Annotated in this window: 22 protein-coding genes and 1 pseudogene; 11 read left to right on the top strand and 12 right to left on the bottom strand. The window is 73.0% G+C overall.

Annotated features, from left to right (window positions below; genetic code table 11):
• Nucleotides 1-10 precede the first annotated feature (10 nt).
• Nucleotides 11-370: an MmcQ/YjbR family DNA-binding protein gene (locus tag J0910_RS17715; RefSeq protein ID WP_420159637.1), complete on the top strand. Its 360-nt coding sequence runs from the start codon at nucleotides 11-13 to the stop codon at nucleotides 368-370.
• 62 nt (nucleotides 371-432) lie between these two features.
• On the opposite strand, the gene J0910_RS17710 is transcribed toward J0910_RS17715, so the two are convergent.
• Together J0910_RS17710 and J0910_RS17705 are read right to left on the bottom strand one after the other, a co-directional pair.
• Complete coding sequence (locus J0910_RS17710; RefSeq protein WP_420159636.1) at nucleotides 433-1,806, bottom strand: sensor histidine kinase; 1,374 nt, start codon at nucleotides 1,804-1,806, stop codon at nucleotides 433-435.
• Complete coding sequence (locus J0910_RS17705; RefSeq protein ID WP_420159635.1) at nucleotides 1,803-2,468, bottom strand: response regulator transcription factor; 666 nt, start codon at nucleotides 2,466-2,468, stop codon at nucleotides 1,803-1,805. Before J0910_RS17705 ends, J0910_RS17710 begins: the two co-directional genes overlap by 4 nt.
• Before the next feature lie 162 nt (nucleotides 2,469-2,630).
• Here J0910_RS17705 and J0910_RS17700 point away from each other — a divergent pair, with 162 nt between their 5' ends.
• The 6 genes from J0910_RS17700 (at nucleotide 2,631) to J0910_RS17675 (ending at nucleotide 10,060) form a co-directional block, all read left to right on the top strand.
• On the top strand, nucleotides 2,631-3,371 hold the full coding sequence (locus tag J0910_RS17700; RefSeq protein ID WP_420159634.1) for a PepSY domain-containing protein: 741 nt from the start codon (nucleotides 2,631-2,633) through the stop codon (nucleotides 3,369-3,371).
• Nucleotides 3,372-4,026: 655 nt separating this feature from the next.
• On the top strand, nucleotides 4,027-4,653 hold the full coding sequence (locus J0910_RS17695; RefSeq protein ID WP_420159633.1) for a class I SAM-dependent methyltransferase: 627 nt from the start codon (nucleotides 4,027-4,029) through the stop codon (nucleotides 4,651-4,653).
• A 298-nt stretch (nucleotides 4,654-4,951) separates the two neighbouring features.
• Nucleotides 4,952-6,262, top strand: coding sequence for an amidohydrolase family protein (locus tag J0910_RS17690; protein WP_420159632.1), 1,311 nt, complete (start codon nucleotides 4,952-4,954; stop codon nucleotides 6,260-6,262).
• A 209-nt stretch (nucleotides 6,263-6,471) separates the two neighbouring features.
• A complete protein-coding gene (locus J0910_RS17685; RefSeq protein ID WP_420159631.1) occupies nucleotides 6,472-7,146 on the top strand; it encodes a potassium channel family protein in 675 nt (224 codons plus the stop codon).
• Nucleotides 7,147-7,514: 368 nt separating this feature from the next.
• Complete coding sequence (wecB, locus tag J0910_RS17680; RefSeq protein ID WP_420159630.1) at nucleotides 7,515-8,648, top strand: non-hydrolyzing UDP-N-acetylglucosamine 2-epimerase; 1,134 nt, start codon at nucleotides 7,515-7,517, stop codon at nucleotides 8,646-8,648.
• 11 nt (nucleotides 8,649-8,659) lie between these two features.
• Nucleotides 8,660-10,060, top strand: coding sequence for a glycosyltransferase (locus J0910_RS17675; RefSeq protein ID WP_420159629.1), 1,401 nt, complete (start codon nucleotides 8,660-8,662; stop codon nucleotides 10,058-10,060).
• Nucleotides 10,061-10,075: 15 nt separating this feature from the next.
• Here J0910_RS17675 and J0910_RS17670 read toward each other — a convergent pair whose 3' ends face one another.
• Complete coding sequence (locus J0910_RS17670) at nucleotides 10,076-10,414, bottom strand: hypothetical protein (protein ID WP_420159628.1); 339 nt, start codon at nucleotides 10,412-10,414, stop codon at nucleotides 10,076-10,078.
• 343 nt (nucleotides 10,415-10,757) lie between these two features.
• Between J0910_RS17670 and J0910_RS17665 the strand changes: the two genes are divergently transcribed.
• Together J0910_RS17665 and J0910_RS17660 are read left to right on the top strand one after the other, a co-directional pair.
• A complete protein-coding gene (locus J0910_RS17665; RefSeq protein WP_420159627.1) occupies nucleotides 10,758-11,558 on the top strand; it encodes a GNAT family N-acetyltransferase in 801 nt (266 codons plus the stop codon).
• A 27-nt stretch (nucleotides 11,559-11,585) separates the two neighbouring features.
• A pseudogene (locus J0910_RS17660) lies at nucleotides 11,586-11,861 on the top strand (HU family DNA-binding protein); the annotation flags it as partial.
• Between the two features lie 98 nt (nucleotides 11,862-11,959).
• Here the strand turns inward: J0910_RS17660 and J0910_RS17655 are convergent.
• From J0910_RS17655 to J0910_RS17615, 9 genes are all read right to left on the bottom strand, one after another.
• Nucleotides 11,960-13,339 (bottom strand): hypothetical protein, encoded by a 1,380-nt coding sequence (locus J0910_RS17655; protein ID WP_420159626.1) that lies wholly within the window; start codon nucleotides 13,337-13,339, stop codon nucleotides 11,960-11,962.
• Nucleotides 13,340-13,605: 266 nt separating this feature from the next.
• On the bottom strand, nucleotides 13,606-15,369 hold the full coding sequence (locus J0910_RS17650) for a hypothetical protein (RefSeq protein WP_420159625.1): 1,764 nt from the start codon (nucleotides 15,367-15,369) through the stop codon (nucleotides 13,606-13,608).
• 203 nt (nucleotides 15,370-15,572) lie between these two features.
• Nucleotides 15,573-16,553, bottom strand: a complete 981-nt coding sequence (locus tag J0910_RS17645; RefSeq protein ID WP_420159624.1) for a phosphotransferase family protein — start codon at nucleotides 16,551-16,553, stop codon at nucleotides 15,573-15,575.
• Nucleotides 16,554-16,564: 11 nt separating this feature from the next.
• On the bottom strand, nucleotides 16,565-17,062 hold the full coding sequence (locus J0910_RS17640; protein WP_420159623.1) for a glycine-rich domain-containing protein: 498 nt from the start codon (nucleotides 17,060-17,062) through the stop codon (nucleotides 16,565-16,567).
• 328 nt (nucleotides 17,063-17,390) lie between these two features.
• On the bottom strand, nucleotides 17,391-18,242 hold the full coding sequence (locus tag J0910_RS17635; protein WP_420159622.1) for a helix-turn-helix domain-containing protein: 852 nt from the start codon (nucleotides 18,240-18,242) through the stop codon (nucleotides 17,391-17,393).
• 18 nt (nucleotides 18,243-18,260) lie between these two features.
• On the bottom strand, nucleotides 18,261-18,773 hold the full coding sequence (locus J0910_RS17630; protein WP_420159621.1) for a DUF6879 family protein: 513 nt from the start codon (nucleotides 18,771-18,773) through the stop codon (nucleotides 18,261-18,263).
• Nucleotides 18,748-18,990 (bottom strand): hypothetical protein, encoded by a 243-nt coding sequence (locus J0910_RS17625; protein WP_420159620.1) that lies wholly within the window; start codon nucleotides 18,988-18,990, stop codon nucleotides 18,748-18,750. Before J0910_RS17625 ends, J0910_RS17630 begins: the two co-directional genes overlap by 26 nt.
• Before the next feature lie 530 nt (nucleotides 18,991-19,520).
• On the bottom strand, nucleotides 19,521-19,784 hold the full coding sequence (locus J0910_RS17620; protein WP_420159619.1) for a DUF397 domain-containing protein: 264 nt from the start codon (nucleotides 19,782-19,784) through the stop codon (nucleotides 19,521-19,523).
• Entirely contained in the window at nucleotides 19,781-20,599 is an 819-nt protein-coding gene (locus J0910_RS17615; protein ID WP_420159618.1) for a helix-turn-helix domain-containing protein, read from the bottom strand. The genes J0910_RS17620 and J0910_RS17615 overlap by 4 nt, the downstream gene beginning before the upstream one ends.
• Before the next feature lie 160 nt (nucleotides 20,600-20,759).
• On the opposite strand from J0910_RS17615, the gene J0910_RS17610 reads away from it, so the two are divergent.
• Both J0910_RS17610 and J0910_RS17605 read left to right on the top strand, forming a co-directional pair.
• Nucleotides 20,760-21,266: an ATP-binding protein gene (locus J0910_RS17610; RefSeq protein ID WP_420159617.1), complete on the top strand. Its 507-nt coding sequence runs from the start codon at nucleotides 20,760-20,762 to the stop codon at nucleotides 21,264-21,266.
• Nucleotides 21,267-21,518: 252 nt separating this feature from the next.
• Nucleotides 21,519-22,010, top strand: a complete 492-nt coding sequence (locus tag J0910_RS17605; protein ID WP_420159616.1) for a hypothetical protein — start codon at nucleotides 21,519-21,521, stop codon at nucleotides 22,008-22,010.
• Nucleotides 22,011-22,194: the final 184 nt, after the last annotated feature.

The following is a 22,194-nucleotide window of genomic DNA, read 5'->3' as shown; positions in this document are numbered from 1 at the left end:
ATCTCGTCCCATGGGCGTTGAGATCACACGGTTCCTGCGGCTGGTGGACGCGCTCCCGGAGAGCGAGCACCGGGAGCTGGACAAGTACACGGCGTTCGCCGTGCGCGGCAAGGGCTTCGGCTACCTGTGGCCGCGCACCGGGACCGTGGGCCTGAAGCAGACCCTCTCCGAGCAGGCCGCCCTGGTCGCCGAGCGCCCGGAGGTGTTCGAGGAGCAGTTCACCGCCGGCGGCTACGGCTGGGTCGTCGTCCGGCTGGACGGCATCGAGCTGGACGAGCTCAGCGAGCTGGTCCTGGAGGCCTGGCGGCTCTCGGCGCCCGAGGAGCTGCTCGGCGCCCTGCCCACCCCCGCGGCCCTGGCCGGCGCCTGACCGGGCCGGACCCGCTCGGACGGGCGCGGCCGCAGAGCCTCCGCCCGCCGGCGGCCGCCAGGTCAGGCCGTGGCGCGGGGCAGGAGCGCGGTGACGGTCGTCCCGCCGGGGCCGCTGTCGATGCCGACGCGGCCGCCCTGGGCGGTGACCAGGGAGCGGACGATCGCCAGGCCCAGGCCGGCGATCCGGCCCGAGCCGTCGGAGCGGGTGGTGACGAACGGCTCGAAGACGTGCGCGAGCACCTCGCGGTCGATGCCGGGGCCGTCGTCGGAGACGGCCAGCGCCACCTCCCCGCCCTCGAGCCGGGCCGACACCTCGGCCGCGGTGCCGGGCGGGTTGTGCGCGATCGCGTTGTCCACCAGGTTGGCCAGGCACTGCTCCAGGCGCGCCTGGTCGCCGAGGAGCACCTCCGGCGGCGGGTCGTGCACGGTGACGGAGGAGGCGTGCGGCAGCGCCTCCAGGCGGGCGCGCACCTCGTCGAAGAGGTCGGGCAGGAACACCGGTTCGCGGCGGGCGTCGATCTCGTCGCCGCCCCGGGCCACCGCCATCAGGTCCTCCAGCACCCGGCGCAGCCGGTCCAGCTCGGTGCGGACCACCGCCGCCTCCGGCCCGCCGAGCAGCTCCAGGTGGCCCTCGGCGACGGCGAGCGGGGTGCGCACCTCGTGCGAGATGACCGCCAGGTAGCGGCGCCGGTCGGCGTCGGCCTCCTCGATGCGGGCCAGCATCTGGTTGAGCTCGGTGGCCAGCTCGGCGATCTCGTCCCGGGTGTCCGGGACCGGGACCCGGGCGGCCAGGTCGGTCGGCGAGACCGCCTGCGCCGCCGAGGAGACCTCCCGCACCGGGCGCAGCGTCCGCCGCACCACCAGCCACAGCAGCACCCCGCCGCCGGCCACGCCGACCGCCCCGGCCAGCCCCGCCCACAGCAGCACGGTCGCGGCCGCGTCCCGGGTCTGGTCCAGCGGCGCGGCGACGGTCACCACGGCCACCCGGGTCCCGGAGCCGTCGGTGACCTCGGTGTCCAGCAACCGCACCGGGCCCGCGCCGGTGTCCAGGGTGCGGATGGTGCCGGGCTCGGCCGGCGGCGCGCCGCCGCCGCGCATCAGCGCCGCCACCGGCGAAGGCCCGCCGGTGCTCTGCAGGCGCACCCCGTCGACGGTCACCAGCGACACGTGCCGGGCCCCGCTCGGGTGCACGGCGAGCGCCTGCCGGACGGCGCGCTCCGCCTCGGGCCCCGACACCACCCCGTCCAGGCCGGCCGCGGCGGGCAGCCGCTCGCCGAGCGCGGTCCCGATCAGGCCGGCCTCCTCGCGGAGCAGCCGGTCGACGTCGCCCCGACCCGACACCCGCACCAGCTCGTAGGTGAGCAGCGCGACCCCGCCGATCACCACCAGCATGACCAGCAGCGATCGGAGCAGGACGCGGCCGCCGAGGCTCATCGGGGGCCGTCCGCCAGCCGGTAGCCGACCCCGCGCACCGTCTCGATCCGCCCCGGGCCGAGCTTGCGGCGCAGCTGGCTGATGTAGACCTCGACCACGTTGGACGAGCCCTCGAAGTCGTACCCCCAGACCAGGTCCAGCAGCTGGGGCTGGGAGAGCACCTGGCCGGGGTGCTGCACCAGCACCTTCAGCAGGGTGAACTCGCGCGCCGACAGGGTGACGGTGCGGCCGTCCACCGACGCGGCGCGCGCCCCCAGGTCCAGGGTCACCCCGCCGGCCGCCAGCACGTCGCCGCGCTCCTGTCCGCCGCCGCGCAGCCGGGCCCGGACCCGGGCCAGCAGCTCGTTCACGCTGAACGGCTTGACCATGTAGTCGTCGGCCCCGGCGTCGAGGTTGGCGACCCGGTCGCTCACCGCGTCCTTGGCGGTCAGTACGATCACCGGGACCGAGGGGCGGCGCTTGCGGAGCCGGCGGAGCAGCTCCTCGCCGGGCAGCCCGGGCAGGCCCAGGTCCAGGACGACCAGCTCGACGTCGGAGGCGAGCGCCATGGCCAGCCCGTCGATCCCGTCGGAGGCGACCAGGACCTGGTGGCCGGCGCTCTCCAGGCCCCGGCGCACGAACGACACGATCCCCTGCTCGTCCTCCACCACCAGAATCGCCATGCCGCTCCCTGATCGTCCTCCCGGCGGCCTCCAGCCTCCCGGGAACCGCTGAGCCGTCCCTGAGCGCCACCTGAAGACCGCCTTCAGGTTCTCCTCAGGCCCCCATCATCCCGCCGCGGGACGGTGGGAGCGTACTCGGACACATCAAGGCGAGGAGCCGACATGCAACGCCGCACGACGACCCTGATCGCCGCCTCGGCCACCGGGCTGCTGGCCCTGGGGGCGGCGGGCTACCTCCTGGTGGACGACCCGGAGGAGACGATCGAACCGGTCCGGATCAGCGGGGTCACCGCGAGCGACACCTCCGGCTCCGGCGAGGGCTCCGGCGGCGGGGACGGCACCACCCGGTCGGTGGACGGGCTCGAGCGGCTCACCGGCGAGCTGCGCGCCGGGGACGACCCCGACGACTGGTCCGTGGCCGGCGTCGACGTCGACTTCGGCCCGGAGCAGTGGCTGCTCGGCGACCCGGAGCAGGCCGACCTCGACGGCGACGGCGAGACCGGGCCGGTGCTGGAGGAGCTGCGCGCCCTGGAGGGCCGGGAGGTCACCCTCGGCGTGCGCTACGAGGAGGAGGACGGGGAGGACGAGGACGCCGACCGCGACGACGCCGAGGTGTTCACCGTCGACGGCAAGACCTACCGGGACCCGGACGGCGCCGCCCCCTGGGAGGCCGCGGGCGGGAAGGGCGGGGCCGACCGCGACGCGGTCGCCACCGCCGCGGAGAAGGCGGTCGGCGAGGGCGCCCGCGCCGTCGACGTGGACCGCAGCGACGACGAGGACGGCGCCGGCTGGGACGTCGAGGTGCACGGCGCCGACGGCGAGGAGTACGAGGTCCTCCTCGACGCCTCCGGCAAGGTCGTCGACGTCCGCGCCGACACCGACAAGGACGCGGACGACGACTGACGCGGGGACCGGAGCGGCCGGGGAGCGGGCACCGGGGGCGCCGGCACCCGCGCCCCGGGCCGGTGGAGCCCCCTCCTCTCCCCGCCGGACCGGACCGCCCCGGGGGAAGGCGGGCCGCCTCCCCGGGGCCGGGCGCCGCCCCGCCTCACGCCCCTCCGCCCGGGGAGGCGGGAGTCCTCCGGAGTCCTCTCCCGGGGGCGGCCCCGGCGGGCCGGGCCTCCGGGGGCGGGGAGGCGACCGTTTACATCCATGACCGGGAGGGGTCGGGTTCGTGAGGGGGCGGGCGTATCCGGGGGAGGCGTCCCGGGAGGCGGAAGCTCTCCGGAAGGCGCCTCCCTCCGGCAGCGGCCCCGGCGGGGCCCGCCCCCGCGGGCCGGGCCTCCAAAGGCCGGACGTGGCCGGGAAGGCAGGGTCCGCCCCTGCTTCCGGGGCCCGCCTCATGCCCCTCCGCGCCCGTGCGGGCGGGGGCGGTTCGGCGGAGCCCTCCTCCGAAGAAGGACCGGGGAAGCCGCCTCCGCCGGGCGGGCGCCCCGCCCGGCGGACCTGGTGGCCCGGTCCGCCCCTCTGCGGTCCGCTTCCGCGGTTCGCGCCGCATCGGTGCAGGTGGGCTGGTAGAAGTCGGGGGACCTGACCGCCCTGCTCCCGCGGAGACCCCATGGCGCAGCCCGCCGCCCTCGACTTCGATGCCTTCTACGCCGACCGGCTCGGCCGCTGCGGCGGAGCCGCGCCGGACGTGCCCTGGGACCTGCGCGGTCCGCAGCCGGCACTGGTCCGGGCCGGGGAGGCCGTGCGCTCACCGGTCCTCGAAGTGGGGTGCGGCCTGGGCGGCAACGCCGTCCACCTCGCCCTGGCCGGCCACCGCGTCACCGCCGCCGACATCTCGCCGGCGGCCGTGCGCGAGGCCCGGAGACGGGCCGGGGCCGCCGGAGCGGAGGTGGAGTTCGCGGCCGCCGACGCCACCGACCTGGGGTCCGGGTTCACCGGCTTCGCCACCGTCGTCGACGTCGCCCTGCTGCACAGCCTGCCCACCGGTCTGCACCGGGCCTATGCGCGCTGCCTGCACGGCGCCGCGCGGCCCGGCGCCCGCCTGCTGCTGCTCTGCCTGGCCGGGACCGGGGAGGCCGCGGACGCCGGAGCCGGTCCCCGGCCGCTGAGCAGGGAGCGGATCAGGGCGGCCCTGCACGGGTACTGGCGGGTGCGCCGGTTCCGGCGCGAGGAGCTGGCCGCCCCCGGCGGCGCCTCCGCCGACCCGGCCTGGCTGGTAGAGGCGGTGCGGTGCTGACGGGGGAGCGGGCCCCGGCCGGACCCGCAGGTCCGGGCGCCGTGCCCTCGGCCGAGCGCGGCCGGGAGGCCGGCGGGCCCCCGCACCGCCCCGGCCGCCGGGAAGCGCCGGTTCCCCGCCGCCGTCCGGCCGCCGCCGGCGGAACCGGCGGTGGGCAGGCCGGCCCCCGCCGCCGGCGGCGGCCGGAGGCGCCCCTCCGGCCCGGCCCGGGGCGGGAGCGGGGCGACGGCCCCCGCCCCGGGAGGGGATCCGCGGCGGCCGGCCCGCCGGCCTCCGCCCGGCGGGGGAGGGGCGGCCGATGAGCGCCCATGGCGCGGACCCCAGCACCCTGCTGCGCGGCGCCGACCTGGTGCTGACGATGGACCCGTTCTACGGCGAGGGCCTGCTCGGCGCGGTGGAGGGCTGCGACGTCCTCATCCGGGCGGGCGCCATCGCCGCCGTCGGCCGCCGCCTCGTCCCCGCCCCGGACACCGAGATGATCGACGCCCGGGGGAAGGTGGTGCTCCCCGGCTTCGTCGACGCCCACACCCACCTGTGGCAGAGCGCCATCCGCGGGCGGGGGGCCGCGCTGGGGCTCTACGAGTGGTTCAGCGCCTGCGTGTGGACGGTCGTCCCGCGCATCCGGCCGTCCGACATGTACCGGTTCGTGCGGCTCTCCGCCGCCGACGCGCTCCAGTCCGGCACCACCACCGCGGTCGACTGGGTGCCCGCCCTGGACTACGAGGTCTCCGAGGCCTACCTGGAGGCCGTATCCGACAGCGGGCTGCGCTTCGCCCACGCCGCCTACCAGCAGCCCGCCGACGCGGACCTGGCGGCCAAGGTCCTCACCGGCCTGGTCGCGCCGCACCCCCTGGGCACACCGCAGGTCGCCACGGTCGCCCACCGGGACGCCCCGGACCACCTGCGGGTGCACGCCGAACTCGCCCGCGAGCTGGACGTGCACCTCAACCTCCACCTCCTCGAGCACCGCACCGACCGCTCCGGCGACCCCGTCGCCCTGCTGGAGGAGGCCGGCGCCCTCGGGCCGAAGACCCTGCTCAACCACGTCATCCACGCCACCGGCGCCGAACTGGACCTGCTGGCCCGCCGCGGCGCCGCGGTCGCGCACTGCCCGCTGAGCAACATGCGCCTGGGGACGGGGGTGATGCCGCTCCGCGAGATCCACCGGCGCGGCATCCGGGCCGGCCTGGGGCAGGACGGCGGGGCCAACGACTCCGCGGACATGTTCGCCTCGATGAAGGCCGCCGTGGGGCTGCAGCGGGCCGTCTCCCAGGACCCGACCGGCCACCCCGGCCCGGAGGAGGCCCTGTACATGGCGACGATGGGCGGCGCCCGGGCGATCGGCCAGGACGACCGGATCGGCTCGCTCACCCCCGGCAAGCGGGCCGACGTGGCGGTCATCGACCCGGCGGCGCTGAACCTCGCCCCGTGCGGCGCCCGGCCCGCGCAGATCGTTTTCGGCGGCCGCCCGGAGAACGTCACCGACGTGTTCGTCGACGGGGTCGCCCGCAAGCGCGCCGGCCGCCCGACCGGGGAGGACCCGGCTCGCCTGGTCGCCGAGGCCGAGACCGCCGCCCGCGCGCTCTGGGAGGGGGCGGCCCGGACCTGACGCCCCGCCGCCGGCCCGGGCCCGTCCGGCGTGGCGCCGCCGCAGGCCGGGGCCGGTCCGCTAGACGGTTACCGGGGGCTCCCTCCCGACTCCCCGCCAGTGCGGGGGCGGGAGGGAGCCCCCGGCGGCGATCGATCGTCCGCCCCGCGGAAGGCCGGCCCGAGCCGGGCGGCCGCCGGGCGGACCGGGGGCGGGAGCGGGCGGAGACGATGACGAAGAACCTGACCGCGTTCCTGTGCGCGGTCGCCCTGCTGCAGTTCGGGTACCCGGTGACCCTGCTCGGGGAGCTGTGGACCGCGCTGTACATGCTGCTCTACATGGGCATGATCTACTTCGGTGTCAAGATCGTCCGCGCCCAGCCCGGGTGGACGGCGCCGTTCCTGGCCCTGGCGGCGGTCTTCTTCGCCTGCGCGGTCTGGTTCGCGCTGGAGCAGGGCAGCGAGGCCGCCCGGCTGGGGATGTCCGCCTCGCTCATCGCCTTCCAGGGCCACCTGATCTACTCCCTGCTGGCGTTCGTCTTCCGCCGCCGCCGCGCCCCGCGGATCGACCTCGTGCTCGCCGCCATCTCGGTCTACCTGCTGCTCGGCGGCCTGTTCGCCTCCGCCTACGGGGTGATCGAGGCCCTGTGGCCGGGCAGCTTCCACGACACCGCCGACCCCGGCGGCGCCGTCGCCTGGCAGCAGCTCATGTACGGCAGCTACGTCACCCTGGCCACGCTCGGCTACGGCGACGTCGCCCCGGTCGCCGCCTGGGCCCGGTCGCTGTCCGCCCTGGAGGGGGTGACCGGGACGCTCTTCATCACCACGGTCATCGCCCGCCTGGTCGGAGCCTTCACCACCCCCGACGGCCGGGGCGGAGGGGCGCCCCGGGAACCGCGGACCTGACCCGCGCCCCTCCCGCGGAACCGGGGCGGCCCGGACCCGCCGGCCCGCTTCCGCCGCCCGCCGGGGCGGAATTCCGGCCGCAGCCCCGGCGGACGGAAAAGCGCCCCCTCCCCGAGGCGCGCTTTCCCCTTTCCGGCCGGGCGGAAATTCCTGCGGTACCGGCGCCGCGGATATCGGAGGGGGCGTGCCGGCATCCCCAGTGGGGGGCGGTTTTGCCGTGAACGGGGTTTTCTTTGGCGTGTAAACATCGCGGACTTGACCCGCGAAGGGAATCGATCATAGCGCTGACCTGGTTATAAGACTGAATTCGGAGTGCGGTGTGACGGCACCGTGCGGTCCGGTCGGATCCAAGGGAAGGCTTTCTCGGCATGACCGAAATTTCGATGCCCGGGTACGTCGCGGTCGTCCTGGGAACGCGACCCGAAATGATCAAACTGGCACCGCTGGTGCGCGAGCTGGGGGAGCGGACCCGCGTCATCCACACCGGCCAGCACTGGGGCCAGGAGATGTCCGGCGCCTTCCTCGAAGGGCTGGGAATGCCCGAGCCGGTGCGGCTGCCCGGCATCGGCGGCCACACCCGCGGCCGGCAGATCGGGGTCGCGCTCGACCTGATGGACGAGATGTTCCGGGCGCAGCGCCCCACCGCGGTCGTGGTGCAGGGCGACACCAACTCCACGGTCGCCGGCGCCCTGGCCGCCAACAGCACCGGCGTCCCGCTGGTGCACGTCGAGGCCGGGCTGCGCAGCAACGACCGGAACATGCCCGAGGAGTACAACCGGATCGTCACCGACAACCTCGCCGACGTGCTCTGCGCCGCCACCGAGCTGAACCGGCTCAACCTGCTGCACGAGGCCATGGACCCGGACATGATCGAGGTCACCGGCAACACGGTGGTCGAGGTCGTGCAGGACTCGCTGCCCGGTCCCGAGCGGCGCGAGCGCCTGCTGCGCCGGACGGGCGTGCGCCCCGACGAATACGTGCTGGCCACGATCCACCGCCCGGAGAACACCGACCACCCCGAGCAGCTCTCCGCGATCCTGCACGAGCTGTCGGACCTGGTGCGCACCACCGGCCGCCCGGTCCTCTTCCCCATGCACCCGCGGACCGGCAACGCCGTCACCCACGACGGCCTGGAGCACCTGCTGGAGGGGGTCACCGTCGTCGACCCGATGGGCTACGCCGACTTCCTCGCCCTGGCCCGGCACGCCGCCCTCATCATCTCCGACTCCGGCGGCATCCAGGAGGAGTGCACCGTCCTCAAGCGGCCGCTGCTGGTGGTCCGCCGCTCCACCGAGCGGCCCGAGGCGGTCGACGCCGGGTTCGCCCGGCTGGTGCGCCCCGGCCCGGAGCTGGGCGTGGCCGCCCGGGAGCGGCTGGAGCGCACCCCCGAGCTGCTGGCCTCCCTGGCCCCGCTGCCCAGCCCCTACGGAGACGGGACCGCCTCCGCCCGCATCGCCGAGCTGGTCGGCGGCCGGGTCCCGGTGCCCGCCCCCGCGGCCTGAGGCGGGCCCGCATGTTCGACGCGACGCTGATGCTGACGGTGCTGCTGACCGCCGTCTTCGTCTACACCCTGGTGGTCTCCGTCCGCTACGTGCTCTACTGGTCGGCCTCCTACTACTTCCACCACAAGTGCGGCGGGAGCGCCCGCGAGCTGCCCCCGGGCGACCCCTCCGACTTCACCTGGCACTTCCTGGTGCCCTGCCGGGACGAGGAGGTGGTCATCGGGGAGACCATGACCCGGCTGCGGGAGCGCTTCCCCGAGGCGCACGTGTGGGTCATCGACGACGACAGCGACGACTCCACCGGTGAGATCGTCGCCGAGCGCGCCGCCCGGGACGACAGGGTGCACCGGCTCACCCGCCGCCGCCCCGACGCGCGCGTCGGCAAGGGCGCCGCGCTCAACGCCGCCTACCGGAGGCTCAACGCCTGGCTGCCCGAGGACGCCGACCGGACCCGCCACATCACCTGCGTGATCGACGCCGACGGCGACCTGGAGCCCGGCGCGCTGGAGCTGCTCGCCTCGCCGCGCGCCTTCGGCGACCCCGAACTGGGTGCGGCCCAGGTCGGCGTGCGGATGCGCAACGCCGGGGACGCCCGGCCGCTGGTCGGCCAGGGCACCCTGGCCAACGCCTACGCCCACTGGCTGGCGCGCATGCAGGACGTGGAGTTCTCCGCGATCAACAACGGCATGCAGCTGCTGCGCGAGCGCACGAAGTCGGTCGGGCTGGGCGGCAACGGCCAGTTCGGCAGGCTCAGCGCGCTGGACGAGATCGCCGGGGAGGACGGGGCCCCGTGGCCGCCGCACGCGCTGCTCGAGGACTACGTGTGCGGCCTGGAGATGCACCTGGCCGGGATCAAGGTGATCCACGTCGAGAGCACCCACGTCTCCCAGGAGGGCCTGGTCACCACGCGCCGGTTCCTCACCCAGCGCACCCGGTGGGCCCAGGGCAACCTGCAGTGCCTGCGCTACTCCTACCGCCTGGCCCGCTCGCCGCGCATCCCGTTCACCGGGCACCTGGAGACCATGTACACCTTCACCCAGCCGCTGGTGGCGGCGGTGCTGGCGATCATCGCGGTGGCGACGGCCGTGACGATGGCCTTCGGCCCCTACGACGACCCGCAGCTGTCGGGGTACGACTTCGGCCGGATCACGCTGCTGGGCCTGGCGATCCTGCTGCTGTCGGCGGTCCCCATCGTGCTCTGGGGCCTGCGCTACCGGGTCCACCGCTACCCCGGCGCGTCCTGGTGGCACGGCCTGGCGTGGGGGGTGGGCCTGTGGCTCTATGCCTACCACCTGATCCCGGTCTCGCTGCGCGCGCTGTACCGCATCGCGCGCGGCCGCAACGGCTGGGCCAAGACCCGCCGCAACGCCGAGCTGACGGCCGTCGCCGCCCCCACCGCCCGCGAGGACTGACGGGGGCGGCGGGGATCAGTCGGGCCTGCCCCTGGTGGCCTCGGGGCGGAGGTCCGCGACCCGCTCCGGCGCCTCACCCGAGGAATCGGAGTGGCCGACGAAGACCCCGGCGGTATGGGAGTCGCCCAGGTGCACCCACGCGGGGGGTTCGTACGACCGCTGCTTCGGGGCCGGGGCCAGCCGGTACGAGGCCAGCGGCACGCCCTCCCGGTCCACCACCGTGATCTGCTCGGGGACGAACGGGCCGCCGCTCAGCCGGAGCACCGGCGTCCCGTGCCGCTCCTCCACGGCGAGCAGCCCCCGGTCCTCTTCGGCGAGGTCGGACACCGGCACCGGCGGCTTCTTCTCGGCCATCTCCTGTTTCCTCCTCGGCGATCGAAGGTCGGAACCAGAGAGGTAACTACCCTCGGTGTTCACGCGGACACCCCATGGTCCCGTTCGGTGGCGGCGCCGGGACCGTTTCCGGTCCCCCGAATCGCCGCCTCGTTCCACTCCTGCCACGTCGAAGACCTGCGGAAACGGGAACCGGTGGAACCCGTCGGCCCCGAGTCGGCGGAGATCTGGTGAAACGGCGGGCGGAGCGGCCCGGAGCGGAGCAGGATGGGGGCGGCCGCCCGCCTCCCCGGCGGGCGGCGGCAGGGCGGAGCGGCGCGCCACCGGGCGGGCCGACCGCGATTCCACCACCGGGAAGGACCTGATGGCATACAGCGCGGAGTCGATCGAATCGCTGGGGCAGCTCACCGCCGGCTGGCGCACTCTGGTGCTCGACCGCACCGCGGGCGCCGACGTGCGGGACCTGCCGGGCATCGCCGTCCGCTGGGCCGACTCCCTGTTCCCCTTCTGGAACTGCGTCACCCTGACCGACATCGGCGCGGACGCGGCGCTCCTGGAGAAGCGCCTGGGACAGGCGGCCGACATCATGCGCGCCAAGGACCACCCCGGGTTCCTCTGGCTCTTCGAGGACCTGCTCGAAGAGGGGGCCCGCGCGCGGCTGCGCGCCGCGGCCGAGAACGCCGGGCTCGAACACGCCTTCCCCGGCACCGGGATGGCCGGGGACCTGTTCCCGATCCCCGAGCCCGCCCACCCGGAGCTGGAGTTCGTCCGGGTCGCCACCGACGGGCACCTGGAGGCCTACGCCGACATCAACTCGCGCGCCTACGGCTTCCCGATCGAGGCCGGCCGCGACGGGATCGGCGGGTCCGCGCTCTGGAAGAGCGGGGTGCACGCCTACCTCGGCCTGCGCGACGGCACCCCGGTGACCTCCGCCGCGACGATGGAGGCGGACGGCCGCCTCTTCACCGTCCTGGTCGCCACGGACCCCGAATGGGAGCGCCGGGGCTACGGCGAGGCGGTCACCCGCAAGGCCCTCTACGAGGGCTCCCGCGCCACCGGCCTCACCCGCGCCACCCTGCACGCCACCGAGGCGGGGACGCCCGTCTACCCCCGCATCGGCTTCCAACCGAACACCCCGATCCACTTCTACGGCCTGAAGCGCTGACCCACTGGGCGGCACGATGAAAAGGAATCCATGAACAAGAACGACATCATCGACAGCGTCGCCGAATCGACGGGGACGAGCAGGGTACAGGTCGGAAAGACGCTGGACGCCTTCTTCGAGAAGGTCTCCGATTCGCTGAAGCACGGCGATCCCGTCACCCTGATCGGCTTCGGCACCTTCTCCGTCGCCGTACGCTCCGCGCGCAGCGGCCGGAACCCGAAGACCGGCGAGGCCATGGAGATCCCCGAGACGAAGGTCCCCGTTTTCAAGGCGGGCAAGACCCTCAAGGACGCGGTGAGCTAGGCCCGTTCTCCGAAGTGCCCGAGGGGTCCCACCCGGCCCCGGTCAGCCGGATCACCGCTGACCGGGGCCGGGCTCGGGCAAGGTGGTTCCGCAGGGCCCTACTGCCGTTCGAGCCTGTGGTCGCTGGCGCTGTCGTAGTGGGGGTTCTGCCTCCAGTGGGCGTTCATGGCGCCCTTGTTCGACCAGTCGTTGTCGAAGCCCTTGGTGGTGCCGTTCAGGTGGTTGTCGCCGTTCTTGATCCGGACGGTGTCCCCGTTGCGGAGCACATGCTGCCCGCTCACGGTGAGATAGGTGCGGGCCGCGATGCCCCCGTTCTCCTGGTAGAGGCTGCTCTCCAGCCGCATGTCGGCTTCGGGGTTCTCGGTGCCGATGCGGCCGACGGTGAGCTTCTTCTGCCGATCGATGGTGACGTCCTCGTTGAATTCGGCCTTGCCGTGTACTACAACGCCGTTCTCGGTGGCCTCAAAGAAGGCGGTGATGAGGTCGCCGTGCATATAGACGCTTTCCTTGGCGGTGATGGCCCCTTGGGTGGAGAAGCTGCCGGAAGTCTGGCTGAGATGGCTCGTTAGTGTGATCCCTTTGTCGAGGCCGCTGATGTTCTCGACGGCGAGGTTCTTGCCGGCCGCCACGGTGACGTGGTCTTTGGCCTCCAGGGGGCCGTTGAGGGTGAGGCTCTTCCCTGCCGCCACGGTGACGTTGTCCTTGGCCTCCAGCGGGCCGTTGACGGTGAGTTTGTTGACGACCATGTCGGGGTTGAGGACGGTGACCAGGACCGATCGCATGAGTTCGACATCGCCGACCTGGCCGATGAGGTAGAACGTCGTGGTCGTCGTGACGTTCTTGACCTCTTTGCGCTCCAGCCGGGTGACGTCCTCGGGCGGGTTGCCGCCGTGGAGCAGCCTGGTGGTCACCCCCTCCGAGCGCTTCCAGGTGAGCACCACCGTGCCGCCGTTGTCGATCTCGTAGCTCTCGGCGGCGAAGCGGTCGAGGTAGAAGTCGCGCGGGAACTTCCCGGTCAGGAAGGTCACAGCGCCGTGGGCCCCGGTGGCCTGGCTCTCCTCGACGTCGATCTCGACGGCGCCGACCTCGTGGTTGACCGGGACGCCGGCGACGGTGAAGGAGAACCCCCCGCCCGGGGCGATCTCCTCGTGGGGCTGGTCGGTCTCGAACTCCACCCATTCGCCGTCGACCTTGCTCGGCCAGCCCAGGGTGATGGAGGCCTCGGCCCGGTCCAGGGTGAGGGCGAGCTGGGCGGCCAGTTCGCCGACCGGGATGCGCAGGGAGATCTTCTTGAGCCGGACGCCCTTGTTGGTGTTGTTGGCGGCGACGAAGACCAGTTGCGCCCGCTCGGGGTCGACCGCTCCGCCCTCCTCGGCGCCCTCGGGGGAGACCCGGATCGGATGCGGTGTCGTGTAGAGCGTGTAGTCCAGCTCGGGTTCGCCTTCGGACGAGGGGCGCACCGTGTTGATGATGGGCAAGAGGGGTTCCCTTCCGGAAGAGACCGGGAGACCGCTTCGCGGGGCGCGGGCTGGGGGCGGTGTGCACACGATCCGCCCCGGTCGCCCGCCGGCCGCCGGGACCGGCGGGAAGGCGGGGAGGGCCCGGAACGGTCCCGCGAAGCGGACTCGTCACACTGAGGACATTAATCGTCGCCGAGCGTGTGCGTGCGGGGTTTCGGGATCCTCTCGGCGATGTCCGGGAGGATCCCTCGGTCCGGCCGGAGGAAGGCAGGCGGCGCCGGATACTAGCCCTCCGCCTGGCCGTCCATGGCGGCCTGCTCGACGGGGACCTCGTCGCCCGCTTCGTCGGTGAGCCCCAGCACGGCGCCGGCGGACTGGGTGACCTGGAGGTCGAGGTTGGAGCCGAACGGGAACCATTTGATGTAGGCGGCGATCCTCGAGTACCAGGTACTGCCGTCGACGGTGACGTGGAGCGAGATCTCCTGCCCCTTGCGCACGGGGACGGTGACGGAGTTCCTGCGGCCGTTGGCCCCGGTCTGGCGGAGCATCGCCTCCTGGACGGGGATCCAGGTTCCGTCGACCTTGAGTTCCAGGGTCGCCTTGTAGCCCTGGTTCTCGTTCTTGCTCGTCCAGTCGAACATGTTGACCTGGGCGTGGAGGATGCCATCGGTCCGGGCGACGGCCTTGAAGGGGCGTGCGGAGGTGGGGGCGCCGTTCTGCCCCCAGCCGCGGTCGCGGCGGCCCTTGATGAGGCTGGCGATCGTGTTGATGTTGACGCCGTTCTCGTTGGCCTCGAAATAGGTCGAGTTCCCGCTGGACCTCACCGCGAACTGGTCGAGGACGAGGATGTCCCCGGGCCGGGCCACGAGGGAACCTGCCTGGAAGCGGCCGGGGGCGGTGCCGTAGGAGGCGTCCGACGGGTCGGCGGCGAGGAAGTCGCCGACGGAGAATTTGCCGGCCACCTCCAGAGCACCGCTACCGGAGTAGGAAGAGCTCTCTTTCAGGCGCAGCTTCCCCCGTACGTCGACGCCGGCGTTGTCAGCCCACAGCAGCCGGTCGTTCTCGGTGTCGTTCCCCTTGGTGAATCGGAGGTCCTTGTAGACCTTGGCCCCCTCGTGGGCCTCCAGGGCGGCATGGGCCGAGACGGCGCCCTTGAGGGTGGAGGTCTCGTCGACGGTGAGACTGTCGTGGATCTTGACCGGTGCCCGTACTCCGAAGCCGTTGCCCTCGCTGATGTGGAAGAGGTTGACGGAGCCGTCGCTGTTCTTCACGATCAGCTCGCTGTTGACGGTGAGCTTGTTGACCACCATGTCGGGGTTGAGAACGGTGACCAGGACCGAGCGCATGATCTCCACGTCGCCGACCTGGCCGATGAGGTAGAACGTCGTGGTCGTCTTGACGTTCTTGACCTCCTCGCGCTCCCGGTCGCTCACGTCCTCGGGCGGGTTGCCGCCGTGGATGAGCTTGGTGGTCACCCCTTCGGAGCGCTTCCAGGTGAGCACCACGGTGCCGCCGTTGTCGATCTCGTATTTGTCGGCGGCGAAGTGGTCGAGGTAGAAGTCGCGGGGGAACTTGCCGGTGAGGATGGTCATGGCGCCGTGGGCGCCGGTGGCCTGGTTCTCCTCGATATCCAGTTCGACGGCGCCGACCCGGTGGTTGACCGGGACGTTGGCGACGGTGAAGGAGAATCCCCCGCCGGGGGCGATCTCCTCGTAGGGGTCACCGGTCTCGAACTCCACCCATTCGCCGCTGACGGACGAGGGCCAGCCGAGGGTGATGGAGGCGTCGGCCCGCTCCAGGGAGAGGGCGAGTTGGGCTGCCAGTTCGCCGACCGGGATGCGCAGCGCGATCTTCTTGAGCCGGATTCCCCTGTTGGTGTTGTTGGCGGCGACGAAGACCAGCTGCGCCCGCTCCGGCTCGATCTCCGAACTGCCGCCCTCCTCCGCGCCTTCGGAGGAGACCCGGATCGGGTGCGGTGTCGTGTAGAGCTTGTAATCCAGCGCGGGCGCGCTCTCAGGGGAGGAGCGCACCGTGTCGATGATCGGCAAGAGGGTTCCCTTCCGGAAGAGACCGGGAGACCGTTTCGCGGGGTGCGGGCGGGTGGCGGTGTGCACGCGTTCTCCTGACCGCCCGCCGGCGCAGGACCGGCACCGGGAGGAAGGCGGGGAGGGCCCGGGAGGATCCCGCGAAGCGGGCTCGTCACGCTAAGGACATTAGTCGTCGCGGAATGTGCGCGCGTGGGGTTTCGAGATCATCCCGGCGGTATTCGCGGCGGTCTCCCGGAGCGGCCGGATCGGCTCGGCCGGTGCTCTCCGGTGCCGGAGCCGGGACCGTGCGGCTTTGTGCGTGCGAGGCGGTGGTGGAACCAGGCCAGCAGCGGCTCCACCGCCTTCCGCCTTCCTCCGGCGAGGCGGGCCGGGCCGTGCAGCGCCCGCTCCAGGCTGAACAGGGCACGCACCGAGGCCAGCCCGGTCAGCGCCGGCGCCGGCGCTTTTGCCCAGGCGGGGTGGCGGGCCGCCCAGGCCTCGGCTTCGGCCGGTGGCCATCCGGCGGCGATCAGGCGGGGTACCAGCAGCGCGGCGTCGACCCACGGTGCGGCTCGCGCCGAAAGCGCCCAGTCCACCCACACCACCCGTCCGTCCACCGCCACCAGGATGTTGCCGGGATGGGGGTCGGCGTGGACCAGCGCCGACCCGGAGAAATCGGAGAGGTCCATCTCCTCCAGCGCCTTCTCATGCACTGCGGCGTCGGCGAGCTCGGCGGGCGGGTCGGCCAAAAGGGCGCGGGCGCGTTCAGCGAAGGAGCCGATCTTGGCGGCGATCGGCCGGAGGCCGGGCACCGGGCACACCTCCAGCAGCGGCCCCATCCCGGCCAGCGACCCCATTACCGCCCCGGCGTCCCCGCCCGGCGACAGATCGGCGGGGCGGGCATCGATGCAGGCGAAGGCCAGCAGCAGCCAGCGGTCGTCCTCGTGGTCCCACAGCAGCCGCGCCGCCGGCACCCCCGCCGGAAGGGTCGGCACCACCTCGCGCTCGCGCCGGTAGTCGCCTGCGGCCGGGGAGCGCACCGGGACGGCCTTGAGGAAGACCGGCCCGCCGGCGGCGGTGATGCGGGCGGCGACGCCGGGGCTCAAGCCCGGCGGGGCGCCGCGGGTGTGCAGGACCCGCCCGAAGCGGGCGGTGAACGCCCGCTGCGAGGTGTCGGGCAGGTCCTCCCACTGGAAACGCTCCACGAGCGCCCCTTCTACTTGGCGGTGGAATCGGTGCAGCCCTGGTGGCACTGCGAGCAGTTCCCGGTGCCGCTGCCCGGTCCGCCCTTGTCGCTGTCATCGCAGGAGGCGGCGCACGCCCACAGCGCGGGATCGTAGTGCAGGCCGGTGGCGCGCACCGCTGCGATCGAACGCTCCAGCAGAGCGTGGGTTTCGGCCCCGGAGGCGTGCGTGGCGTCGGGGTCGATGGGGCAGTGGTCGATCATCCGGTCGGCCACGCGCTCGCAGAAGGCCCGGTATGCCTCGGTGCGCAGGATGAAGGCGTGCCAGCCCAGGTCCACCAGCGCCGAGGGGCCGATGGGCTCGGCGGTTCCGGCGCAGGCCGCCAGGAAGGCCAGGGCCTGGTCCACGATGCGCTCGGACAGCTCGGCCGGGTGGCCGTGGTCCCGGCAGACGTCGGCGGCCAGCCGGTCGAACAGGACGGGATCGATGAGGTCGCGGCCCCGGGCGGGGGCGATGGCGGGTGCGGTCATCGGAGGAGAACTCCTTCAGTGAAGGGGACAGGGGGACGAGGGGAAACGGGTGCCGGAGGCGGTGCCCGCCGGCGCGCGCCCGGGTAGAGCCCGGTGATCGCTCCCGGAATCCGGCGCCCAGCGGTCGCAGAGCACCGACTCGTGCCACCCGCCGTGGTCGGAGGGCTGCGCGCAGGGCAGCGCTCCGCGGGGCCGGGACCCGTCCGGCAGGACGGGCCAGGCACCGCAGGGCTCGGTCGGATCGGGCGGGTAGCGGGGAGGCGTTTCCATGCCGTGACGCTACGCAGCCGCCGCCCCGCCCGGCCACGAACTTGCGCGGACTTGCGCACTATTCGAGGGCGTCGAGCGCGGCCGCGATCACCCGGCGCGCGGCCCGGCCGAACACCGCCGCCCGCGCCTGCTCGGCGAACGCCCGCTCATAGAGCCCGACCTCCCCCGGCGCGGTGACCGTGACCTGCGCCGACAGCAGCTCCACGTGTACCCGGGAGGAATCGAAGACGGTGAAGGTCTCCAGCGGCCACACCCCCCGGCCCCGGGCGGTGTGCGGGATGACGCCCAAAGAGACCGAGGGCAGCGACATCACCGACAGCAGGTGCCCCAGCTGGCCGGCCATCGCCTCGGCGTCGCCGATCCGCTGGTGCAGTACCGACTCCTCCAGCACCAGGGCGAAGCGGTGCCCGCCCCGGTGCAGCACCCGGTTGCGCTCCATGCGCGCCGCGACCGCCTCGGCCACGTCATCGGGGGTCTTCTGGAATGCCGTGATCGCGCCCATCAGCGCGGTCGCATAGGCCGGGGTCTGGACCAGGCCGGGCATGACGGTGCAGGTGTAGACCCGCATCAGGCCGGTGGACTCATACAGCGGGACGCGCGAGGTCTGGGCCCGGCGCATCCCGCTGCGGTGCAGCCGCCTCCACTCCATGTACATCGAATCGGCGGCCCGGGAGGCCGCGATCAGGTCGCCCGCCTGTCCCTCGGCCCCGCACACCCGGCACCAGGCGGTGACGTCGGCGTCCGCGGCGGCCTGCTTGCCCGATTCGATCCGGGAGGTCTTCGACTCGTGCCACCCGGCGCGCCTGGACAGCGCCCGGCCGCTCAGGCCGGCGTCCAGCCGCAGTTCGCGCAGCCGGGCCGCGACTTCTTCGCGGGCGCGCTGGGCGCTGGAGGAGGGTGACCTGGTCATCTGAACGGGCGGTGTCCCTCAGCGCAGCGGCCGGTACTCCCGGTGCGGGACGGCGCGCTCCCACACCGCGGCGAACGCCTCGCCGCACAGCTTGACCAGGTCCGGATCGGCCGACAGCTCGTCCTCGACGATCTCGCCCTCGCCGTCGAAGTGGTGGATGCGCAGCAGCTTCCCGTCGAACAGCCAGAAGTCGTGGGCGGGCAGGGCGATGCCGGCGGCCCGGCGCCGGGGCAGCCAGCGCACCTGCTCCCCGGCGGCGGCGTTCAGTCCGGCGGTGATGTCGTATTCGAAGGAGGTGAAGCGCGACAGCGGCTCGGAGACGATCCGGGCCCGGCGGAAGGCCACCCCGCGCGCGGTGTGCTCGCGTACCAGCCCGTACCAGGATGGGTAGGCGGGCTCGGGGATGGGGCGGCCGGCCGCCCACTCCCTGAACACCGGGTCGCCGGGGGTGTAGGCGTCGCGCATCTCCAGGTGCAGGGCGGTGCGGTGGGTATCGGCGATCAGTTCAGCGAACGGGGGGATCGATGCCATCGAGCGCCTCCAGGATGCGGTGGGCCATGCGGGCGGGCAGGCGCACGGCGGTCTCGGCCCCGGCCATCCGGCTGTGCGCCTCGATCTGGTCCAAGTCGCTGCGGTCGGTCACCGCCTCGCCCTGGAAGACGAGGTCGCCGGTGTCTTCGTCGATGAAGAAGGCCGGGCAGTGGTCGCCGCCGGTGTCGGGGTCGATGGTGAGAAACCGCAGCCGCATGTCGTCCTCCGGGGGTGAGGCCCTTGCGCCGGTTTGCGCGCCCCAAGCCTCTCTTCCTCTGCGGGGCCGGTCAACTGGCCGGCGTGAAACGCTTCGACCCTCTCAGCGGGCTTCAGGGCAAAGGGCCAGCCGCCCTCTCCGGCGGGGCAGCGGTGCTTCAAGGTGACCCGGCCAGGGGCGGAAGTCACTTCTCGTGCCTTCCCAACGGAACCTCCTGGGAGCGGGGAGTCCGGAAAACGATGGTGGTTCGACGGTGACCCTTCGTACAGGGGGAGGACCCTCGGGGCCGGTGGAGCGGTGGCCGGTGATCGAACCTGGCCACCAGGTTGCTTCGCCGCTCTCTGAGGCGGGCACTCAAGTGGGAGCCGGACCGGCCGGACACCGCCGAGAGCGGTACGGCAGGCCGGAAGGGTTCACCTTCAAGTTCGAGAGCGTCCAGCGGCAGAGGTTCCCCGCCGCTGACGGACGGGCGGCCGCCTCCTCGGGGATCGGGGCGGCCGCCCTCTCATCGTGGGGTCGGGCGGGGAGGGTCAGAAGGCGCCGCGCTTGGCGGCGTCGAGGAAGGCCTGCCACTCGGGGGAGGGGAAGGCGAGCGCCCCGAGGTCCCGATGCTTGGTGTCGCGGACGGCGCTCCTGCGGGGGGCATCGGCGACTTCCACGCAGTCCTGCGACTTGGCTTGGCTGTAGCTGGACTTCCGGAACGTCGAGTCCGCAGGGAGATCAGCGACCTCGACGCACTCTCCGCGGTCTGTGCTGTAGCTGGAAGTGCGCCAGGCGAAGGTGTTGCCGCTCATCGGAGTTCTCCTCGTACTTCATTGATCAGCCTGCGTGATTCAGAAGGGGGTAGCGCCACGCCGCGCAGGTCAGCGTAGCGTTCGCTGAACTCCTGGATTTCCGCAAGGTCGTCGATCACGATGCCTGACTGTGCATGCTCCAGATACAGCACGTTGCTGCCGTCGTCGGTGCGGAGGAGGCGGAAGGAGCCAGTCAGGCCCGGGTGCTGTTCAGTTGAGAAAGGAACGATCTGGATCGTCATCCTGGGGGAGTCGGAGACCTCCAGAAGGTGCTTCAGCTGTTCCTTCATGACGGACGCTCCTCCCACCGGGCGCCGTATCACTGTTTCATCCAAGACGGCGAGCAAGCGAGGCGAGGGGCGCCGTTGCTCGATGAGGATTTCTTGTCGCAGCCTCCTCCCCTCGACTATCTCGTCCACTTCCTCAGGTGTGCGGGAGGGGCGGCCGGCGAGAGCTAGGGCCCGGGTGTACCCGGGCGTCTGGAGAAGCCCTGGGACAAGGACAGGATGGTACTCCCAGATCTCGGTCGCCTTCTGCTCGAAGTCCACGATGTCCTGGAGCCAGGTGGGATAGCCGCCCTTCTTGTGGAGAGTCTCCCATAGGCGGCTCAGAGCCCCGTTGGTTGAAAGGATGCGGTCGAACTGCGCCACGTATTCCGGTTTGGCCCCCCGGGTGCCCCGCTCGATTGCACTGATCATCGCGTGGGTCATGGAGAGTCTCTTGCCGAGCTGACCTTGGGACAGCCCAGCGTGCAGGCGCCAGTGGCGGAGCTCTCGTCCGAACTTCACCCAGTTGGCCTTCAGGCGTTCAACCATGTCAACGATTATTCAACAAAGCTGCAACGCCAAGCAACCCTCTTCGACAAGAAACGACTGGGCGGTTGAACTTGTAGCGCAGGTCATTGTGGGTGTGGTGAAAGTTGAGCGTAGAAAACAGTCTCGATGTTCAACGCTGACTCGCCACTCGGAGGGTAGAATGTCCGTTGAGTCTCAGGTTGGCCGCTTCCACTCCACACGCTGGGAGCCGCGCATCTATCCCGGCTCGCTCGCCCAGGCGTCCCGGGTCCGCGCGCACATCCGCCGCGACCTCGCCGGGTTCCCCGACGACGCCGTGGACACCCTCCAACTCTGCTGCTCCGAACTCTTCGCCAACGCCGTCGCCTACACCGCCTCCGGCGAGCCCGGCGGCGAGGTCGTGCGCCGCCTCTGCCTGCTCCGCCCCGACACCCTGCGCCTGGAGGTCACCGACGGCGGCTGGACGCAGCGCCGCCCCGCCGTCCCCGACCACCGCAGCGAACACGACTGGGCCACCGCCGAAGGCCAGCGCGGCCTCCTCCTCGTCACCGCCTGCGCGGCCGAATGGGGCTACCTGCACGTCCTGCCGCACCCCGGCCTCAACCTCGGGCTGCGCGTGTGGGCCGACTTCCCCGTCGACCCGGACGGCGTCCCGGCGGGCCTGGAGCACTACATCTTCGCCCGCTGAACCGGCGGACGACTCAGACGCCGCGGCCGCCCGGGGAGAACACCGGCGGGCGGTAACGGCCGGCGCCGCGTTTCGAGGGGGCGGCACCGGACCGAAGGGGGAACCCCCGCCGCAGGGAAGAGGGCGGGCGGCTGCGGCCCCTACTCCCCATCTCCGCATCTCCGCGAGCTTCGCGGAGCCCTTCTCTCCTTGCCGCCCCTCGCTCCCGTGACCACCACTTCTATGCCCTGCCGGGCAGGAAGAAGCACAACGATGGACCCGTCCGCGAAGACGAACCCCGCAACGAACACCCCGGCCGCCCCCGCCGCGCCCCACCGGCACGTCCGCGCGGTGCCGGCCGCCCCGAGAGGGCAGCGGTTCGGCCGCCCCCGCCGCTACGCCGACCCCGCCCCGCCGCAGCGCACCGACCGGCGCCCCTCCCTGGCACCTCCGGCGCCCGGCCCGGCCGAGCGCGGCGCCCTCCCGCCGTGGCTCTCCCAGGTGAGAACCGAACTCGCCCCCGAGGCCCGCGACGCGGTCCGGCCGACCGCCGCCGCGCCCGCAGTCCGCCGGTCCCGCCCGGCCCCCGCCGGCCGCCCCCGGACAGGCCGCCCCCGGACAGGCCGCGATCGGCAGCGGCTCCGGCGCACCCGGCGCCCGCGCCGGTGGACCGGCCCGCGCTTCACCGGCTGCGAGACGGTGCCCTACACCTGCACCATCCTGGGCCTGCTGCTCGCCGCCCACCTCCTCGGCCTCATCGGCTGAGCGGACTCGGCGGGAGGTCCCGGTTCGGCCTCTGCGGCCGAACCGGGACCTTCCGCACGCTCAGGGCATCGGATTCGGGAGAAGGGGTCTGCTCACCGCCTCGTGAAGCCGACGCGGTGGAGAGGCACCACCAGGCCGCTGCCGGCGCTCATGCGGCCCTTCCACTCTCAGGAGGTCGATCCCG

Origin of the sequence: Nocardiopsis oceanisediminis (genome assembly GCF_048595525.1) — a bacterium.
Taxonomy (GTDB): Bacteria; Actinomycetota; Actinomycetes; order Streptosporangiales; family Streptosporangiaceae; genus Nocardiopsis_A; species Nocardiopsis_A oceanisediminis.
The sequence above is the reverse complement of the archived record's forward strand: the minus strand, read 5'-3'. Positions and strand labels throughout refer to the sequence as shown.